The 15,746-nt window shown below is 62.4% G+C and carries 15 protein-coding genes; 12 read left to right on the top strand and 3 right to left on the bottom strand.

The window, feature by feature from the left end:
- Window positions 1–85: 85 nt before the first annotated feature.
- The 8 genes from dapF (at window position 86) to hslU (ending at window position 8,703) form a co-directional block, all read left to right on the top strand.
- Entirely contained in the window at window positions 86–949 is an 864-nt protein-coding gene (dapF, locus tag KHO31_RS14440; RefSeq protein WP_201071879.1) for a diaminopimelate epimerase, read from the top strand.
- Between the two features lie 189 nt (window positions 950–1,138).
- Complete coding sequence (locus tag KHO31_RS14435; RefSeq protein WP_201071878.1) at window positions 1,139–1,858, top strand: DUF484 family protein; 720 nt, start codon at window positions 1,139–1,141, stop codon at window positions 1,856–1,858.
- A gap of 25 nt (window positions 1,859–1,883) precedes the next feature.
- Complete coding sequence (gene xerC, locus KHO31_RS14430; RefSeq protein WP_201138638.1) at window positions 1,884–2,807, top strand: tyrosine recombinase XerC; 924 nt, start codon at window positions 1,884–1,886, stop codon at window positions 2,805–2,807.
- 110 nt (window positions 2,808–2,917) lie between these two features.
- Window positions 2,918–4,120: a class I SAM-dependent rRNA methyltransferase gene (locus tag KHO31_RS14425; RefSeq protein ID WP_211623599.1), complete on the top strand. Its 1,203-nt coding sequence runs from the start codon at window positions 2,918–2,920 to the stop codon at window positions 4,118–4,120.
- Window positions 4,121–4,338: 218 nt separating this feature from the next.
- The gene (locus KHO31_RS14420) at window positions 4,339–5,427 is read left to right on the top strand and encodes a CobW family GTP-binding protein (protein WP_201071872.1); all 1,089 of its coding nucleotides are present in this window, start codon (window positions 4,339–4,341) and stop codon (window positions 5,425–5,427) included.
- A 655-nt stretch (window positions 5,428–6,082) separates the two neighbouring features.
- Window positions 6,083–6,502 carry an RNA polymerase-binding protein DksA gene (dksA, locus tag KHO31_RS14415; RefSeq protein WP_012431412.1) on the top strand — a complete coding sequence of 140 codons (420 nt, stop codon included), beginning with the start codon at window positions 6,083–6,085 and terminating at the stop codon, window positions 6,500–6,502.
- Window positions 6,503–6,810: 308 nt separating this feature from the next.
- Entirely contained in the window at window positions 6,811–7,347 is a 537-nt protein-coding gene (gene hslV, locus KHO31_RS14410; RefSeq protein WP_028197737.1) for an ATP-dependent protease subunit HslV, read from the top strand.
- Between the two features lie 9 nt (window positions 7,348–7,356).
- Complete coding sequence (gene hslU / locus KHO31_RS14405) at window positions 7,357–8,703, top strand: ATP-dependent protease ATPase subunit HslU (RefSeq protein ID WP_201071869.1); 1,347 nt, start codon at window positions 7,357–7,359, stop codon at window positions 8,701–8,703.
- 142 nt (window positions 8,704–8,845) lie between these two features.
- Here hslU and KHO31_RS14400 read toward each other — a convergent pair whose 3' ends face one another.
- Together KHO31_RS14400 and KHO31_RS14395 are read right to left on the bottom strand one after the other, a co-directional pair.
- Window positions 8,846–9,388, bottom strand: coding sequence for a response regulator transcription factor (locus tag KHO31_RS14400; protein WP_028197735.1), 543 nt, complete (start codon window positions 9,386–9,388; stop codon window positions 8,846–8,848).
- Entirely contained in the window at window positions 9,385–10,695 is a 1,311-nt protein-coding gene (locus KHO31_RS14395; protein ID WP_201071866.1) for an ATP-binding protein, read from the bottom strand. The genes KHO31_RS14400 and KHO31_RS14395 overlap by 4 nt, the downstream gene beginning before the upstream one ends.
- A gap of 129 nt (window positions 10,696–10,824) precedes the next feature.
- On the opposite strand from KHO31_RS14395, the gene KHO31_RS14390 reads away from it, so the two are divergent.
- Window positions 10,825–12,462 carry a tetratricopeptide repeat protein gene (locus KHO31_RS14390; protein ID WP_201071863.1) on the top strand — a complete coding sequence of 546 codons (1,638 nt, stop codon included), beginning with the start codon at window positions 10,825–10,827 and terminating at the stop codon, window positions 12,460–12,462.
- A 34-nt stretch (window positions 12,463–12,496) separates the two neighbouring features.
- Here the strand turns inward: KHO31_RS14390 and KHO31_RS14385 are convergent, their stop codons facing one another.
- On the bottom strand, window positions 12,497–12,721 hold the full coding sequence (locus KHO31_RS14385) for a cysteine-rich CWC family protein (protein WP_201071860.1): 225 nt from the start codon (window positions 12,719–12,721) through the stop codon (window positions 12,497–12,499).
- A 272-nt stretch (window positions 12,722–12,993) separates the two neighbouring features.
- On the opposite strand from KHO31_RS14385, the gene argB reads away from it, so the two are divergent.
- The 3 genes from argB to slmA all read left to right on the top strand — a co-directional run bounded on the left by argB (window position 12,994) and on the right by slmA (window position 15,572).
- On the top strand, window positions 12,994–13,893 hold the full coding sequence (argB, locus tag KHO31_RS14380; RefSeq protein ID WP_063494482.1) for an acetylglutamate kinase: 900 nt from the start codon (window positions 12,994–12,996) through the stop codon (window positions 13,891–13,893).
- 208 nt (window positions 13,894–14,101) lie between these two features.
- Window positions 14,102–14,893 (top strand): pyrimidine 5'-nucleotidase, encoded by a 792-nt coding sequence (locus tag KHO31_RS14375; protein WP_201071858.1) that lies wholly within the window; start codon window positions 14,102–14,104, stop codon window positions 14,891–14,893.
- Window positions 14,871–15,572: a nucleoid occlusion factor SlmA gene (slmA, locus tag KHO31_RS14370; protein WP_201071856.1), complete on the top strand. Its 702-nt coding sequence runs from the start codon at window positions 14,871–14,873 to the stop codon at window positions 15,570–15,572. Before KHO31_RS14375 ends, slmA begins: the two co-directional genes overlap by 23 nt.
- Window positions 15,573–15,746 lie beyond the last annotated feature (174 nt).

The raw sequence follows: 15,746 nt of genomic DNA, 5'->3' as shown, positions 1-15,746 counted from the left end.
TTCAAAAAGTGCCGGAACGCGGAAATAAGGTGACAAATAAGGCGGCGTTCGGCCCACCTGCAGGCGCGTCACTTACAATAGCGTGATGAAACTGAAATTCACCAAAATGCACGGCGCGGGTAACGACTTCGTCGTGCTCGACGGCTACACCCAACCGGTCAACCTGACGCCGGCGCAGGTGCGCGCCCTCGCGGACCGGCATTTCGGCGTCGGCGCCGACCAGTTGCTGCTGGTCGAGAAACCTACCGTGGACGGCGTCGATTTCAGATATCGCATCTTCAATTGCGACGGCGGCGAGGTCGAGCACTGCGGCAACGGCGCGCGCTGCTTCGTCAAGTTCGTGCGCGACAGCGGTCTGACCGACAAACGCAGCGTGCGCGTGCAAGTGCAGAACGGCACCCTCCTGCTGACCATGCAGGAGAACGGCGAAGTGCTGGTCGACATGGGCGCGCCCGTGTTCGAACCTGAGCGCGTGCCGTTCGCCACCAAAGGTCTCGAAGGCCGCCGCGAGAGCGCCGACACGCTCTGGCCGCTCGACGTGAACGGTGTGACGCGCTGGATTTCGGTGGCATCGATGGGCAATCCGCACGCGGTGCAAGTGGTCGACAACGTCGAAGAATTTCCGGTGCTCGTCGAAGGACCGGTGATCGAGCGGCATGCGCGCTTCCCGCAGCGGGTGAACGCGGGCTTCATGCAGATCGTCGGCCGTAGCGAGATCAAGCTGCGGGTCTACGAACGCGGCGCCGGCGAAACGCTGGCGTGCGGCACGGGCGCGTGCGCGGCAGTCGCTGCCGGCATTCGCCGTGGACTGCTGGATGCGCCGGTACTCGTGCATACGCACGGCGGCAAGCTGACCATCACGTGGGACAGCGTGCAAGAAGGCGCGCCGCTGCTAATGGCCGGCCCTGCGGCAACCGTCTTCGAAGGCGAGATCGAACTGGCCGACTGATCCGCGCCAGCGCAGTATCCGATTCAGCGGCCGAGCGATCGGCCCACGAAGTACCCGACACGTGGCCTCGAACAGGCCGATGAAGAGGCCGATGAAGCGCCGGACCACGCGGCTCTTTCGCCGGCCGACCGAACGCATGACCGATGCGCCGCCCTGAAGGCGTCGTCCCGTAGTCCTTTAGCCGAAACCATGAACGATCGCGAAGTCGCCGAATATCTGCTCGCCAACCCCGAATTCTTCGCCGAACACGCGGAAATGCTCGCGACAATCCGGCTTGCGAACCCGCATGGCAAAGCCGCGGTGTCGCTGCAGGAGCGGCAGATGGAAATGCTGCGCGACAAGAACAAGCATCTCGAACGGCGTCTGGCTGAACTGCTGCGCTACGGTCACGAGAACGACAGCATCGCGTCGAAATTCAATCGCTGGACCATCCGTGTAATGTCCGAGCGCGATCCGTACGCGCTGCCGCGCACGATCGCCACCGGTTTGCGCGATATTTTCGACGTGCCGCAAGCGGCACTGCGCGTATGGGACGTCTCCGAGCCGTATTCGCAGGCCGAGTTCGCGCGCCATGTCGGCGAGGAAGTGCGAATCTTCGCGAACAGCCTCACCACGCCGTACTGCGGCGCGAACACCGGCTTCGAAGCAGCGCAGTGGCTCGTGCCGGCGGTGTCGGCCGTGAGCGACGATGGGGCTGCAGGCGGCGCAAGCGAGTCCGCGCACGCCACTGAATCGATTGCGTTGCTCGCGCTGCGCGACCCCGAAGGCAAGGAAGAGGCGCCCACCTTCGGCCTGCTGGTGATGGGTTCCGCTGACGCGCGCCGCTTCCATGACGGCATGGCGACCGATTTCCTGACGCAGATCGGCGCGTTGGCGAGCGCGGCGCTCAGCCGCCTGCTGCCGCGCTGATCCGCCGATCCCGCAAAAGGCCATCGTGACCGAAGCCGACCCGATCGCCGCCTATCTGTCGAATCTCGAGCATGAGCGGCGACTGTCGGCGCATACGCTGCGCGGCTATACCCACGAACTCGACGAGCTCAAGCTGCTGGCCAAAGGCCGGCCGCTCGAAAGCCTCACCGCTGTCGATATGCGCGGTGCGGTTTCGCGGGCGCACGCCGGCGGCCTGACAGCGCGCTCGATCAGCCATCGGCTGTCGTGCTGGCGGGCGTTTTACCGCTGGTTCGCGGGACGCGTCGATCTGCCGGCCAACCCGGTCGCCACGGTGCGGGCACCGAAGCAGGCCAAAGCACTGCCGAAAGCGCTTTCCGTCGACGACGCCACGCGCCTGATGGAGAGCCCGCCCGCCGCGACGCCCGAAGGTTTGCGCGATCACGCGATGCTCGAACTGTTCTATTCGTCGGGCCTGCGGCTGTCCGAACTGGTCGGCCTCGACGCCCGTTTTGCCGATGCCGACGGCTACCGCTCCGCGGGCTGGCTCAAACTCGACTCCGCCGAAGTCGAAGTACTCGGCAAGGGCAACCGGCGCCGCATCGTGCCGGTCGGCAGCAAGGCGCTCGTCGCTTTGAAAGCGTGGCTCGAAGTGCGCGACCAGATGGTCAAACACGACCCGCATCCGCTGTTTCTGTCGGCGCGCGGCAATCGCCTTTCGCCGAATGTCGTACGTGAGCGTGTCAAGCGCGCGGCGCTGGTCGCCGGCATTCCCGCCAATGTGCATCCGCACGTATTGCGGCATTCGTTCGCCACGCACGTGCTGCAGTCGAGCGGCGATCTGCGGGCCGTGCAGGAACTGCTCGGACACGCCAGCATCACCGCCACGCAGGTCTACACCGCGCTCGATTTCCAGCATCTCGCGCACGTCTACGATCAGGCGCATCCGCGCGCCAAAAAACGCGACTGATTCCGCTATTGGCTTTTTGTTTGGCTTTTCGCGGTTTGCGGTCTCCGCCTTCGCTTCACCTGCCGTGTGCCTCTTTCTCCACACAGCCTATTGCTCCTGCTGACACCCTGATGAATACCGTTACGCTCAAACCGTCGAAAGAAAAATCGCTGCTGCGCCGCCACCCGTGGGTCTACGCCAACGCGATCGATCGCGTCGACGGCAATCCCGCGCCCGGCGCAACCGTGCTGGTGCGCGCGCATGACGGCCGCTTCCTCGCCCGCGCCGCCTACAGCCCGCATTCGCAGATTCGCGCCCGCGTGTGGAGCTTCGACGAAACCGAGCCGATCGATCACGCGTTCTTCAAGCGCCGCGTGCAGCGCGCGTTGGCGCATCGTCAAACGATGGTGCACAACACCGGCGCCGTGCGGCTGATTTTCGGCGAAGCGGACGGCCTACCCGGTCTGATCGTCGATCATTACGTTGCCGAGGACGAAGGCCAGCGCAGCCAGCTCGTGTGCCAGTTCATGGCGACGGGCGTCGAAGCGTGGAAGGAAGCAATCGTCGCCGCGCTAACCGACGCGACCGGCTGCCCGAACGTCTACGAACGCTCGGACGTGTCGATCCGCCAGAAGGAAGGGCTTGAGCAGATCACCGGCGTACTGGCAGGCGAAGCACCGTCGGAAGCGCTGATCGCGAGCGAAAACGGCGTGCGCTATCACGTCGACGTGCGCAACGGCCACAAAACCGGCTTCTACGTCGACCAACGCGACAACCGCCTGCTGGTGCAGGAACTGGCGAAAGATCGCGATGTGTTGAACTGCTTCTGCTACACCGGCGGCTTTTCGCTCGCGGCGTTGAAAGGCGGCGCCAAACGCGTGGTGTCGATCGATTCGTCAGGCGACGCGCTCGCGATCGCTCAACAGAACGTGGCCGCCAACGGTTTCGACGCCGAGCGCGCCACCTGGCTCGACGCCGACGCGTTCAAAACCCTGCGCCGCCTCTACGACGAAGGCGAGCGCTTCGACCTGATCGTGCTCGATCCGCCGAAGTTCGCGCCGTCGCGTGAACACGTGGACCGCGCCTCGCGCGCCTATAAGGACATCAACCTGACCGGCCTCAAGTTGCTGCGCCCGGGCGGCCTGCTGTTCACCTATTCATGTTCCGGCGCGATCGATTCCGAACTGTTCCAGAAGATCGTGTCCGGTGCGGCGGCCGATGCGCGCGTCGATGCGCGGATTCTCAAGCGCCTCGGCGCTGGGGTCGACCACCCGTTGCTCACCGCCTTCCCGGAAGGTGAATACCTGAAAGGCCTGCTGTTGCAAATCGCCTGATCGCCCATAGTTTCAGGGCTATTTCCCGCGCGCCGCGCAAGGGGTCCGCTCCCGCCGCCAGCGCCGGCTTGACAGATATGTTTCAATATCCGGCTAGATCGGGTCGCGCGCCGTCAGGCTGCCACCCCCGGCAAACCGGATTCGCAGACGCATTTGCGGCAGCTTGCGCGCTGCACATTTCGATTACGCACAGACTCACGTACTTACAGGCGACCAACATGATCCCAGTCACCATCCTGACCGGCTTTCTCGGCAGCGGCAAAACCACCCTGCTCAAGCGCATCCTGAACGAAAAGCACGGCATGAAGATCGCCGTGATCGAGAACGAGTTCGGCGAAGAGAACATCGATAACGAAATCCTCGTGCAGGACACGAGCGAGCAGATCATCCAGATGAGCAACGGCTGCATCTGCTGCACGATCCGTGGCGACCTGTCGCGCGTGCTGGGCGATCTGGCGGCGAAGAAGCAGTCCGGCGAACTGGATTTCGACCGCGTCGTGATCGAAACCACGGGTCTCGCCAATCCGGGCCCGGTCGCGCAGACGTTTTTCATGGACGACCAGATCGCCAACGAATTCCTGCTCGACGCAATCATCACGCTGGTCGACGCGAAGCACGCGAACCATCAACTGGACGAGCATGAAGTGGTGCAGCGCCAGGTCGGTTTCGCCGATCGCCTGTTCATCACCAAGGCCGATCTGGTCGATGAAAAGCACATGGACGATCTGCGCCACCGCCTGCTGCACATGAATCCGCGGGCGGCGATCAAGGTCGTCAATTTCGGCGAAGCAGACATCAAGGAAATTTTCGATCTGCGCGGCTTCAACCTGAATTCGAAGCTCGAAATCGACCCTGACTTTCTCGCTGAAGACGAACATGCGCACAACCACGCTCACGCGCATGACGAGCACGGCCACACCCATGCCGATCACGAAAACTGCGATCACGACCACGGCAAGTGCGACCACGAAGGTCACGACCACGCGCATCACCATCACGCGCACCATGACGACAAGATCAAGTCGTTCGTCTACCGCAGCGACCGTCCGTTCGACCCGAACAAGCTCGAGGACTTCCTCGGCGGCATTCTGCAGATCTACGGCGAGCGCCTGCTGCGCTATAAGGGTGTGCTGTATATGAAGGGCGTCGACCGTAAGGTGGTGTTCCAGGGCGTACATCAGATGATGGGCAGCGATCTGGCCGCGAAATGGCAGCCGATCGAGAAGAAGACCAACAAGATGGTGTTCATCGGCATCGAACTGCCGCAAGACCTGATCACCGACGGCCTGGACGCCTGTCTGGCGTAAGCGTCACGTCGGCGGTGCCCGTGCAGGTGGCGCGGCACGGCACCGCCGACGTCCTGACGCACGCCGATCACGGGCCCGCGCCCTACTGGGACGGGGTAATCGTCTACAGAATACGCAGAACCAGCAGCCGAAAGCCAGCTGAAATGTCGGCTGTGTGAAAAGCACGTGAAAACCCTGCTGTATTAAACCGTTCACGACCATCGCTTTTTGATCGTGCGCGCGTTATATTTTCGGGATATCAGTGCGCCGCCGGGGGATTTTCACCAGTTGCGGTGCTGGATTGTGATTCAGTTACAATACGTGCCCACTGGAGAATGACAACGAATTGCCCGGTCAGCGCGTACTCCGCGCCGGGCCTGAAACGGCGCCGGAAAATCTTGTCCGGAAATCACGCCGATAATGCCGGCTGGCACAGCAGACAAGGCTCGCTGCCGGCAAGCAATACCTCAGGAACAATTGAGAATCGGTTTCCAGAGGAGTTCGGCCCCGCATTGGCGTAGCGCGCCCGGCGCGTGGGCGCAAGGCGCTTCGGCGTCACCGACAGTCCACCGTCCGTGCCCGCCCAGCGCTCAGCGTCCTCGTGGCGCCTTTGTGGGCAATACGAAAGTGCGGGCACTATGTAAGAGTTTTGCCTCACATTGAAGAAGCAAGCCAGATGACGACGAAACGACTCTTGACTGAAGCCGAAATCCTGAAGATGAGCGACAAGGATTACATGAATGAGGATCAGCTCGCTTTCTTCAAGAACAAGCTTGAACAGCTGCAGGCGGACATTCTCCGCAATGCCGGCCAGACGACCGAGAACCTGCGCGAAACAGTAATCGTGCCGGACCCGGCCGATCGTGCAACGATCGAGGAAGAGCATGCGCTCGAACTACGCACGCGCGACCGCGAGCGCAAGCTGCTGAAGAAGGTGCAGCAATCGATCGCGCGCATCGATTCGGGCGATTATGGCTGGTGCGAAGAAACCGGCGAGCCGATCGGCATTCCGCGTCTGCTCGCACGGCCCACGGCTACCCTGTCGCTCGAAGCGCAGGAACGCCGCGAACTGCGCCAGAAGCTGTTCGGCGACTGAACGCCTGCGGCGCGGCTTCGGCTCCGCGCCCTTTTAAGCTGCTTCGTCGAGAGGCGCACGGTGATCTGTGCGCCTTTTTTCTTTTGTGTGTCCCTCCCCACATTCCTCGCCCTGAATCCCGTGTTTTTGTCTTATGCCGTTTGCCGGCTCTTGATATGACCGCGCACGCCCTAAAATAACCTCGACATGCGTTGCACGAGCGCGCGCCGGCCAGTTGACCGTTTCAGCGTTGCGCGCCGTCCGCTTCCCGGATTCATGCGGTGGTGCTGCGCCACCGCGTCCTACCCGTTTTGCAAAGAGGAACGCATATGGAGCAATTTCACGGCACAACGATCGTTTCCGTGCGCCGCGGCGACAAGGTCGCGCTTGGCGGCGACGGCCAGGTGACGCTTGGCAACATCGTCATGAAAGGCGGGGCGAAGAAAGTCCGGCGCATCTATAACGGCAAGGTGATGGTCGGCTTCGCCGGCGGCACGGCCGACGCCTTCTCGCTGCTCGACCGCTTCGAAGCGAAGCTGGAAAAACATCAGGGCAATCTGACCCGCGCCGCCGTCGAACTCGCCAAAGACTGGCGCACCGACCGCATGCTGCGCCGCCTCGAAGCCATGCTGATCGCCGCGGATGCCACCACCACCCTCGTCATTACCGGTAACGGCGACGTGCTCGATCCGGAAGGCGGTATCTGCGCGATCGGTTCGGGCGGCGCTTACGCGCAAGCCGCCGCGAAGGCGCTCGTTGACAACACCGAGCTGTCGCCGCGCGAGATCGTGGAGAAGTCGCTGGAGATTGCCGGCGACATGTGCATCTATACGAACCATAACCGCGTCATCGAGACGATCGAGTAAGGACACACGATGAGCACCATGACCCCTGCCGAGATCGTCTCGGAACTCGACAAACACATCATCGGCCAAGGCCGCGCGAAGAAAGCGGTTGCCGTGGCGCTGCGCAATCGCTGGCGCCGTCAGCAGGTTGAAGATCCGCTGCGTCAGGAAATCACGCCGAAGAACATTTTGATGATTGGACCGACCGGTGTCGGTAAAACGGAAATCGCGCGGCGCCTGGCGAAACTGGCCGACGCACCGTTCATCAAGATCGAAGCCACGAAGTTTACCGAAGTCGGCTACGTAGGCCGCGATGTGGACAGCATCGTGCGCGATCTGATGGAGATCTCGATCAAGCAGACGCGCGAAACGGAAATGCGCAAGGTGCGGACCAAGGCTGAAGACCAGGCCGAAGACCGCATTCTCGACATCCTGCTGCCCACAGCACGCCCGGTCGGTTTCGGCGCAAGTTCGAGCGCCGCGGATACCGTCGACGAAAGCAGCCCCACGCGCCAGACCTTCCGCAAGCGTCTGCGCGAGGGCTTGCTCGACGACAAGGAAATCGAACTCGACGTCGAACAGCCGCAAGTCGGCATGGACATCATGGGGCCGCCGGGCATGGAAGACATGACCGAGCAGATCCGTTCGATGTTCGCGAATATCGGCGGCGGCAAGAAAACGCGCCGCAAGCTGAAGGTGAAGGAAGCGCTCAAGGTCCTCACCGACGAAGAAGCCGGCAAGATGCTCAACGACGAAGAGGTGAAAGCCAAGGCGGTACAGAATGTCGAGCAGAACGGCATCGTGTTCCTCGACGAAATCGACAAGATCGCGTCGCGTAGCGAAGCGGGCGGCGGTGAAGTGTCGCGTCAGGGCGTGCAGCGCGATCTGCTGCCGCTCGTCGAGGGCACCACGATCAACACCAAGTACGGCATGGTGAAGACCGACCACATTTTGTTCATCGCCAGCGGCGCGTTTCATCTGGCCAAGCCGAGCGATCTGATTCCGGAACTGCAAGGCCGCTTCCCGATTCGGGTCGAACTGGATTCGCTGTCGGTGGGCGATTTCGAATCGATCCTGGTGTCGACCGACGCGAGCCTCGTCAAGCAATACCAGGCACTGCTGGCCACGGAAGACGTGCACCTGGAATTCGCCGAGGACGGCATTCGCCGCATGGCCGAAATCGCGTACTCGGTCAACGAGAAGACTGAGAACATCGGCGCACGCCGCCTGTACACGGTAATTGAAAAGCTGCTCGAAGATGTCTCGTTCGCAGCCGGCAATCACTCGGGCAAGACGGTGCAGATCGACGCGGCGTATGTCGATCGCGCGCTGAACGAAGTGGCGGAAGACGAGGATCTGTCACGCTACGTGCTTTGATGTCGATGCTGATACTGATGCCGCGCTAAAGCCGCGCGCCACACGCGCGGTCGATCATGTGTGAGGCACAAAAAAACGGGCTGTCTTGTGAAAGACAGCCCGTTTTTCTTGGCGGCCCGCAAGCGCGGGCACGCCTCAACGCTTACTGCTTGACCGGCCGCTTCGCCAGCTTGCGTTGCAGCGTTCGGCGGTGCATGTTCAACGCGCGCGCAGTGGCTGAAATATTGCCGCCGTGCTCCGCGAGCACACGTTGAATATGCTCCCACTCCAGACGCGCAACCGACAACGGCGTGGGATGCTCAATCGCCTCTTCAGCTTGCAGCGCACTCGCCTCGCTTTGCAGCGCCGACAAGATCGTCTCCACGTTGGCGGGCTTCGCCAGATAGTTGTCGGCGCCGTCTTTCACAGCCTGCACAGCTGTGGCGATACTGGCGTAGCCGGTCAACACCAGCATGCGCGCGTCCGGCTGCAAATCACGCAAAGGGGCGACGAGCGTAAGACCGGAATCGTTGCCGAGATGCAGGTCTACCGTGATCTGGCTGAACTTCTGCTGGTTCGCCAACTTGATCGCCTCATCCGCGTTGTGCGCTTCGGCCACCGTATAACCGCGCCGCGTCAGACCGCGGGCGAGGATGCCGGAGAACACCTCATCGTCGTCGATCACCAGAAAATTCATATCGCTCATGCCTGTTTCTCCGTGTTGGATGGCGTGGCGCCCTGACGGCCCGCACCTGATAATTTGCGCGCGCCAAGCGGCAGTCTCAACACTGCACGCGTGCCGCGCGGCTTGATTTCGCTGACATCGGTCAGTTCGATCGATCCCTTCAGACGCGCCGCCGCTGAAAATGCCAGATACAGCCCGACGCCGTGTCCGCCCTGTGTGCTGTCGACCGGCATCGTGCCGATCGACCCGCGCAATGCGGCCGGAATACCCGGGCCCGTGTCGCATACTTCGAATACGATCTGATCGCCGCGAGCCGCAAGCGCGCACGACAGCGTCACGTGGTCGCGGCTCGCACGCGCGGCGTTGTCGAGCAGAATCGTAAGAATCTGACTGACGGCAACCGTATCGTCAAGGCTGACTCCCTCAGGCGGCACTCCGATCCGCTCGAACTTCACATGCGGATGACGCAAGCGCCATTGCTCGCCGAACGACTCTAGCCACTCGCTGACCATCTGCCGGTTGGTCGCGGTCGTTGCACGGCTGCGCAGCCGTGCAAGCGCAGAAGTGCAGAGCGTCATTTGCTGTTCGAGCAGCTCCAGATCGGCGCTGTACGGCGCGAGCCCCTTATCGGTTCGCGCGGCGTCGCGCAATTCTTCGGACAACATTGCAATTGTAGACAGCGGCGTGCCGATTTCGTGCGCGACAGTGGCAGCCTGGACGCCCAGCGCGACGGCGCGCTCATCATGAAGCAAGCGCTGCTGCGCCTCTCCGAGCGCTGCGTCACGTAGTCGCAGAGCGCGTGACATGCGCGCGACGAACCACGCAATCAGGCCGACGCTGACCATGAAGTTCACCCACATGCCGGCGCGAAAGTAGTCGAACAGGTTCGCTGGGTTGTCGAGATTCAGCGGCACGGAATCGAAACCGAGCACGGCATAACAGGCCACGGCGAACGCGGCGAGCCACGCCATCAGATACCACGGCAACACGGCTGCGGCAATCGCGAGCGATGGCAGGTACAGCGAAACGAATGGGTTGGTGGTGCCGCCGGAAAGGAACAGCAGCGCCGACAATGCGCCGAGATCGACCCAGATCTGGCCGAACAGTTCGAGATTGGACTCGGGCCGCTGCTGAGAGACGCGCCACCACGTCAGTCCGTTGAAGATCACTTCGAGGGCGATCACGAGCAACATCGCGGGCAACGGCAAGTGCACGCCGAAGAAGGTCTGCACGAATGCAATCGTCATCAGCTGGCCGATGATAGCGAGGCTGCGCAGCCAGAACAGATGACCGAGGTTGACCCGGCCGGTGTTAGTTATACGATGCATGACTTTAGTTTAACGGTTCGGACTAGTCTGACTTACCGCACGGCCTTGCGCCGGTAACATGGGATTTTTGCGACAGCGTTGTGCGAACCGATTGCTCATCATCCGTTCTCGCGCCACCCAAACTCATCCATGCTGCCTATCCCTGATAGCGAGACCCCCGCCTCATCAGCTTTCCTGACTTTCCTGCGACATGCCGCTACAGCCCGGCAAAACGGCACCGCAGAAGCCGAGGCCAACTGGCTCGATGCCGCTGCGCAACGCCATCCGCTCGACGACGCGTCGATCGACTCGCTCATCACCGCGCTGCTAGAGCAACATCGTCACGACGACGTGATCGAACTCGCCGCCATTATTGCCCAACTCGATCCGCACCGCGCTCTTGCCCACTTCCGTTTCGGCTACGCACTGCAGATGGCGAACCGGCATAGCGAAGCAATCGCACCCTATCGTCGCGCGCTCGCCATCGATCCGAAACTGCCGCAGTTGCGCAACAATCTCGCTGGCGCCCTTACGCTCACAGGTGGCGACCTGAACGAGCAACTCGCACTACTGGAAAGTGCAGTTCATGACGACCCCGGCCATGGCGACACATGGACCAATCTCAGTCATGTAAGCCGCGTCAATTTGAATCTTCCGCGCGCGCTCGAAGCAGGCGCAAGAGCCGTGCAATGCGCGCCGCATAGCCCGCTGGCGCATAACAACTATGCGCTGGCGCTGCGTGAAGCGCAACGCTGGGACGAAGCGGAGCACGCCGAAAGAACTGCCTGTGCATTAGCGCCCAACGACGCGACCATGCGCTCGAATCTCGGCATGCTGCAGCTCATGCGCGGCGATTACACGCACGGATGGCAAGCCCACGAAGCACGCTGGGATGGCTCATTTGAATTGGGCGGCAACCGTCCCGCGATGCCCGCGCCAACCTGGCAAGGTGAATCGCTTGCCGGCAAAACGCTGCTGGTGTGGGGTGAACAGGGCATGGGCGATGTCTTGCAATTCAGCCGCTATATCCCCGTGTTGGGCGAGCGTGTTCATCGCGAGGGCGGCCGCCTCGTCTGGAATTCATTTCCGCAGATGGGTGCGCTGCTCGCTCGCAGCCTCGGCGATCATGCAGACGACTATTCGGCCGGTGGTGGCGTCGAATCTTTGCCACCGTTCGACTACGAAATTCCGTTACTCAGCTTGCCTTTAATCTTCGACACGCGCGAAGAAACGATCCCCGCTGCGATTCCGTACTTGTATGCGGACGCCGCAGCCGGCGAGTCGTGGCGAAAGAGGCTTGCCGGCGAAACGAGGCTCAAAGTCGGACTGGCGTGGACCGGCAGCCCTGGCCATCAGCGCAATCCATTCCGTCGGGTGGGTTGGGAACGCTATTCGACTCATTTCCGCGGTATGCAAGACGTTGCGTTCTATTCGCTGCAACCGGGTGCCGAGGTGGACGTCGCGGCTGCCCGGGCGGCGGGTCTGCCGATGTCTGACTACACCGCCGAATTCGCCAGCTTCGACGACACAGCGGCGTTTGTCAGCGCGCTCGATCTCGTCATCACGGTTTGCACGTCCGTGGCGCATCTGAGCGGCGCGCTTGGCCAGCGCACATGGGTACTGCTCGACGTCAATCCGCATTGGGTCTGGCTGCTCGACCGGTCCGACAGCCCGTGGTATCCGAGCGCGACGCTCTACAGGCAGCGGCAGTTCGGCCAATGGGATCCGGCGCTGGAGGCTGTTGCACGCGATCTGAGCGTGCTCGCGGCCCGGCACCGCGCGGCATAGAACGGACAACGCGGCCGCCAGAGCCGCGCCACCTTCAAGGTGAACCGGCTCCCGGCGCCGGTTGCACGGCTCTCGCGATCTCCGCAGCGAGACATTCAGGACACAGGCAGCGGCCGGACGGATCGAGCCGGTCCGCCGGCAGGGCCGGCATTTCACGGCACCAGCAGTCGAACGGCACGCCATGCATGGCGCAATCGAATGCATGACCGCAGCGCGGACAAAGCGCGCTGCTTCCGGAGCGGGAAGCTGACGATTTCATAACGGGCCGGATGGTCTCGCTACAGCCTGAATCAGGAAATGATGCCACGAGTGGCGCGCCGCCGTCAGTCGACCATCGGCCATTCGGCCGATTCACAGACCTATCTGAACGACGGTAAGCTTGATTGTCGGCTGCCGCTTCGGGCCGTCCATTGCGCAGTGCGCAAAGCCCGCGCCGCCCGTCACCGGCGCCGCTATCGAAAACCCTGTTGCAGCGCGCCAGTCCTGTACAATTCGCCCTGTTTTAACTGTTCCGTGCCTGAGCCTGCCGCCATGTCCGAGATCCCTGACCTTTCGCAGATCGCGCCCACCCTGAAGGCTGAAATTCTGGCCGAGGCGCTGCCTTACATTCGCCAGTATCACGGTAAGACCGTGGTCATCAAATACGGCGGCAACGCCATGACCGAAGAGCGGCTGAAGCAAGGCTTCGCGCGCGACGTGATCCTGCTGAAGCTGGTCGGTATCAATCCGGTGATCGTGCACGGCGGTGGTCCGCAAATCGACCAGGCGCTGAAGAAAATCGGTAAACAGGGCACGTTCATCCAGGGCATGCGCGTCACCGACGAAGAGACGATGGAAGTCGTCGAATGGGTGCTCGGCGGCGAAGTGCAGCAGGACATCGTCACGCTGATCAACCATTTCGGCGGTCACGCGGTTGGCCTGACCGGCAAAGACGGCGGCCTGATCCACGCACGCAAGATGCAGATGCCGGATCGCGACAATCCGGGCCAGTACGTCGATATCGGTCAGGTGGGCGAAGTCGAGGCAATCAATCCTGCGGTCGTGAAAGCGCTGCAAGACGACGCGTTCATTCCGGTGATCTCGCCGATCGGCTTCGGCGAAGACGGTCTGTCGTACAACATCAACGCGGATCTGGTCGCGGGCAAACTGGCGGTCGTGCTGAACGCCGAAAAGCTCGTGATCATGACCAACATCCCGGGCGTGATGGATAAGGAAGGCAATCTGCTGACCGATCTGTCGGCGCGAGAGATCGACGGCCTGTTCGCAGACGGCACGATCTCCGGCGGCATGCTGCCGAAAATCTCGTCGGCGCTGGATGCCGCAAAGAGTGGCGTGCGTTCGGTACACATCATCGACGGCCGCATCGAACATTCGGTGCTGCTGGAAATTCTCACCGAACAGCCGTTCGGCACGATGATCCGCTCGCATTGATTCCTGCCTCAAACCCGGCACACACGGCACGCTTATCCTGCGTGCCATGTGTGCCGTGCAGTTGCGCTGCCGCTGGACCCAGCGGTACACAACGCGCCGCCCTCCGGCGCAACAACACTCTCCCCTCTTTTATCGCCTTCCGCCTCGCGAACCGTCGTCCGCGTTCACTGCGTGAAGCGACTGCCTGCGCCTGAACGGCGCCTTCATCATGCGCACCCCCACTTTCCGACGCCGTCGTCCGCACATCGCAGGTGGCAGTCCGGTCTGGCTGTTCGATCTCGACAACACGCTGCATCACGCTTCGCATGCGATTTTCCCGGCGATCAATCAGGGGATGACGCAATACATCATCGACGCGCTGGGAGTCGATATCGACGAAGCCAACCGTCTGCGCACCGGCTACACGCAACGCTACGGCGCAGCGCTGCTCGGTCTGACACGGCACCATCCGCTCGATCCCAACGACTTTCTGAAAGTCGTCCACACGTTCCCCGATCTCGGCTCGATGATCCGTCACGAACGCGGTGTCGCGCGGCTCGTCGCGTCGCTGCCCGGTCGCAAGATCGTGCTGACCAACGCGCCCGAGGCCTATGCACGCGCGGTGCTTGCGGAGTTGCGCATCGAGCGTCTGTTCGAACAGGTGATTGCAATCGAGCACATGCGCGATCGCCGCACCTGGCGCGCTAAACCTGACCATTCGATGCTGCGCCGCGCGATGCGCGACGCGCACGTCTCGCTCAAAGATGCGATCCTCGTGGAAGACACGCGCTCGCATCTGAAAAACTACCGGCGACTCGGCATCCGCACGGTGTGGATCACCGGCCATCTGCCGCGCAAGCCGCACGCGGACGGCATACCGACGCGTCTGCCAGGCACCGGCCGGCCGCACTATGTCGATCGCTGCATTCGTTCGTTAAAATCGCTAAGACTGGGCACCCGCTCGGTTCGATTGAAGGGACAGCAGACGGGACGCAGCCATGCAGCCGATCGACAAGCCTGACGAAGCCGTAGCCGAACACGAACCCACCCCGCCGGCCGCGCCGCGGACGCCGCGCCTGAAGCCGGGCGAGCGTCGCGTGCACATCCTGCAGACGCTCGCCGCGATGCTGGAAGCGCCAAAGAGCGAAAAGATCACCACGGCGGCACTCGCCGCCCGGCTCGGCGTCTCGGAAGCCGCGCTGTACCGCCATTTCGCCAGCAAGGCCCAAATGTTCGAAGGGCTCATCGAGTTCATCGAGCAAACCCTCTTCGGCCTGATCAACCAGATTGCCGACAAAGAAAGCAACGGCGTGCTGCAAGCCCGTGCGATTGCGCTGATGCTGCTCAACTTCCCCGCGAAGAATCCTGGCATGACGCGCGTGCTGACCTGCGAGGCGCTGGTCGGCGAGCATGAGCGGCTGACTGAACGCGTCAATCAGATGCTGGAGCGGGTCGAGGCATCGTTGAAGCAGTGTTTGCGGCTGGCGCAAATGGAGGCAAACGCACACGCGAGCGAAAACACCAACGCCGACGCAAACGCGCAGACCGCCGTGCCGCTGCCTGCAGCCTATGATCCGGCGATCCGCGCGAGCCTGCTGCTGAGCTACATCATCGGCCGATGGCATCGGTATGTGCGCAGCGGCTTTGCGCGGCCGCCCGCCGAACACGCCGACGCGCAACTGCTGCTGATTCTTCAGTAGTCCGCGCGGCACATGCGGCGGCACAGCAGCGCCCGCGACGCTGCCGCATGAAATTTTCCGCTATACTTTGCGCCTGACTGCGGCACTGGATGCACCCGAGGCCGCAATCCGCAGCACCCTGAACACCTATCACGCGCCGATTTGCTGACTCGATTGCGGGCGCGCGAACTGCCG

It is taken from the genome of Paraburkholderia domus, from assembly GCF_905220705.1.
In the GTDB taxonomy this organism is placed as follows: Bacteria; Pseudomonadota; Gammaproteobacteria; order Burkholderiales; family Burkholderiaceae; genus Paraburkholderia; species Paraburkholderia domus.
Note: the sequence above shows the minus strand (reverse complement) of the source record. Positions and strands in the feature narration are given on the sequence as shown.

Bases quoted from the DNA above. Each gene is read 5' to 3' on its own strand.
- dapF (WP_201071879.1), top strand. From the start codon at position 86: ATGAAACTGAAATTCACCAAAATGCACGGCGCGGGTAACGACTTCGTC.
- hslV (WP_028197737.1), top strand. From the start codon at position 6,811: ATGGAGCAATTTCACGGCACAACGATCGTTTCCGTGCGCCGCGGCGAC.
- KHO31_RS14400 (WP_028197735.1), bottom strand. From the start codon at position 9,388: ATGAGCGATATGAATTTTCTGGTGATCGACGACGATGAGGTGTTCTCC.
- KHO31_RS14435 (WP_201071878.1), top strand. From the start codon at position 1,139: ATGAACGATCGCGAAGTCGCCGAATATCTGCTCGCCAACCCCGAATTC.
- argB (WP_063494482.1), top strand. From the start codon at position 12,994: ATGTCCGAGATCCCTGACCTTTCGCAGATCGCGCCCACCCTGAAGGCT.
- KHO31_RS14390 (WP_201071863.1), top strand. From the start codon at position 10,825: ATGCTGCCTATCCCTGATAGCGAGACCCCCGCCTCATCAGCTTTCCTG.
- KHO31_RS14385 (WP_201071860.1), bottom strand. From the start codon at position 12,721: ATGAAATCGTCAGCTTCCCGCTCCGGAAGCAGCGCGCTTTGTCCGCGC.
- KHO31_RS14425 (WP_211623599.1), top strand. From the start codon at position 2,918: ATGAATACCGTTACGCTCAAACCGTCGAAAGAAAAATCGCTGCTGCGC.
- KHO31_RS14420 (WP_201071872.1), top strand. From the start codon at position 4,339: ATGATCCCAGTCACCATCCTGACCGGCTTTCTCGGCAGCGGCAAAACC.
- KHO31_RS14395 (WP_201071866.1), bottom strand. From the start codon at position 10,695: ATGCATCGTATAACTAACACCGGCCGGGTCAACCTCGGTCATCTGTTC.
- slmA (WP_201071856.1), top strand. From the start codon at position 14,871: ATGCAGCCGATCGACAAGCCTGACGAAGCCGTAGCCGAACACGAACCC.
- KHO31_RS14375 (WP_201071858.1), top strand. From the start codon at position 14,102: ATGCGCACCCCCACTTTCCGACGCCGTCGTCCGCACATCGCAGGTGGC.
- hslU (WP_201071869.1), top strand. From the start codon at position 7,357: ATGAGCACCATGACCCCTGCCGAGATCGTCTCGGAACTCGACAAACAC.
- dksA (WP_012431412.1), top strand. From the start codon at position 6,083: ATGACGACGAAACGACTCTTGACTGAAGCCGAAATCCTGAAGATGAGC.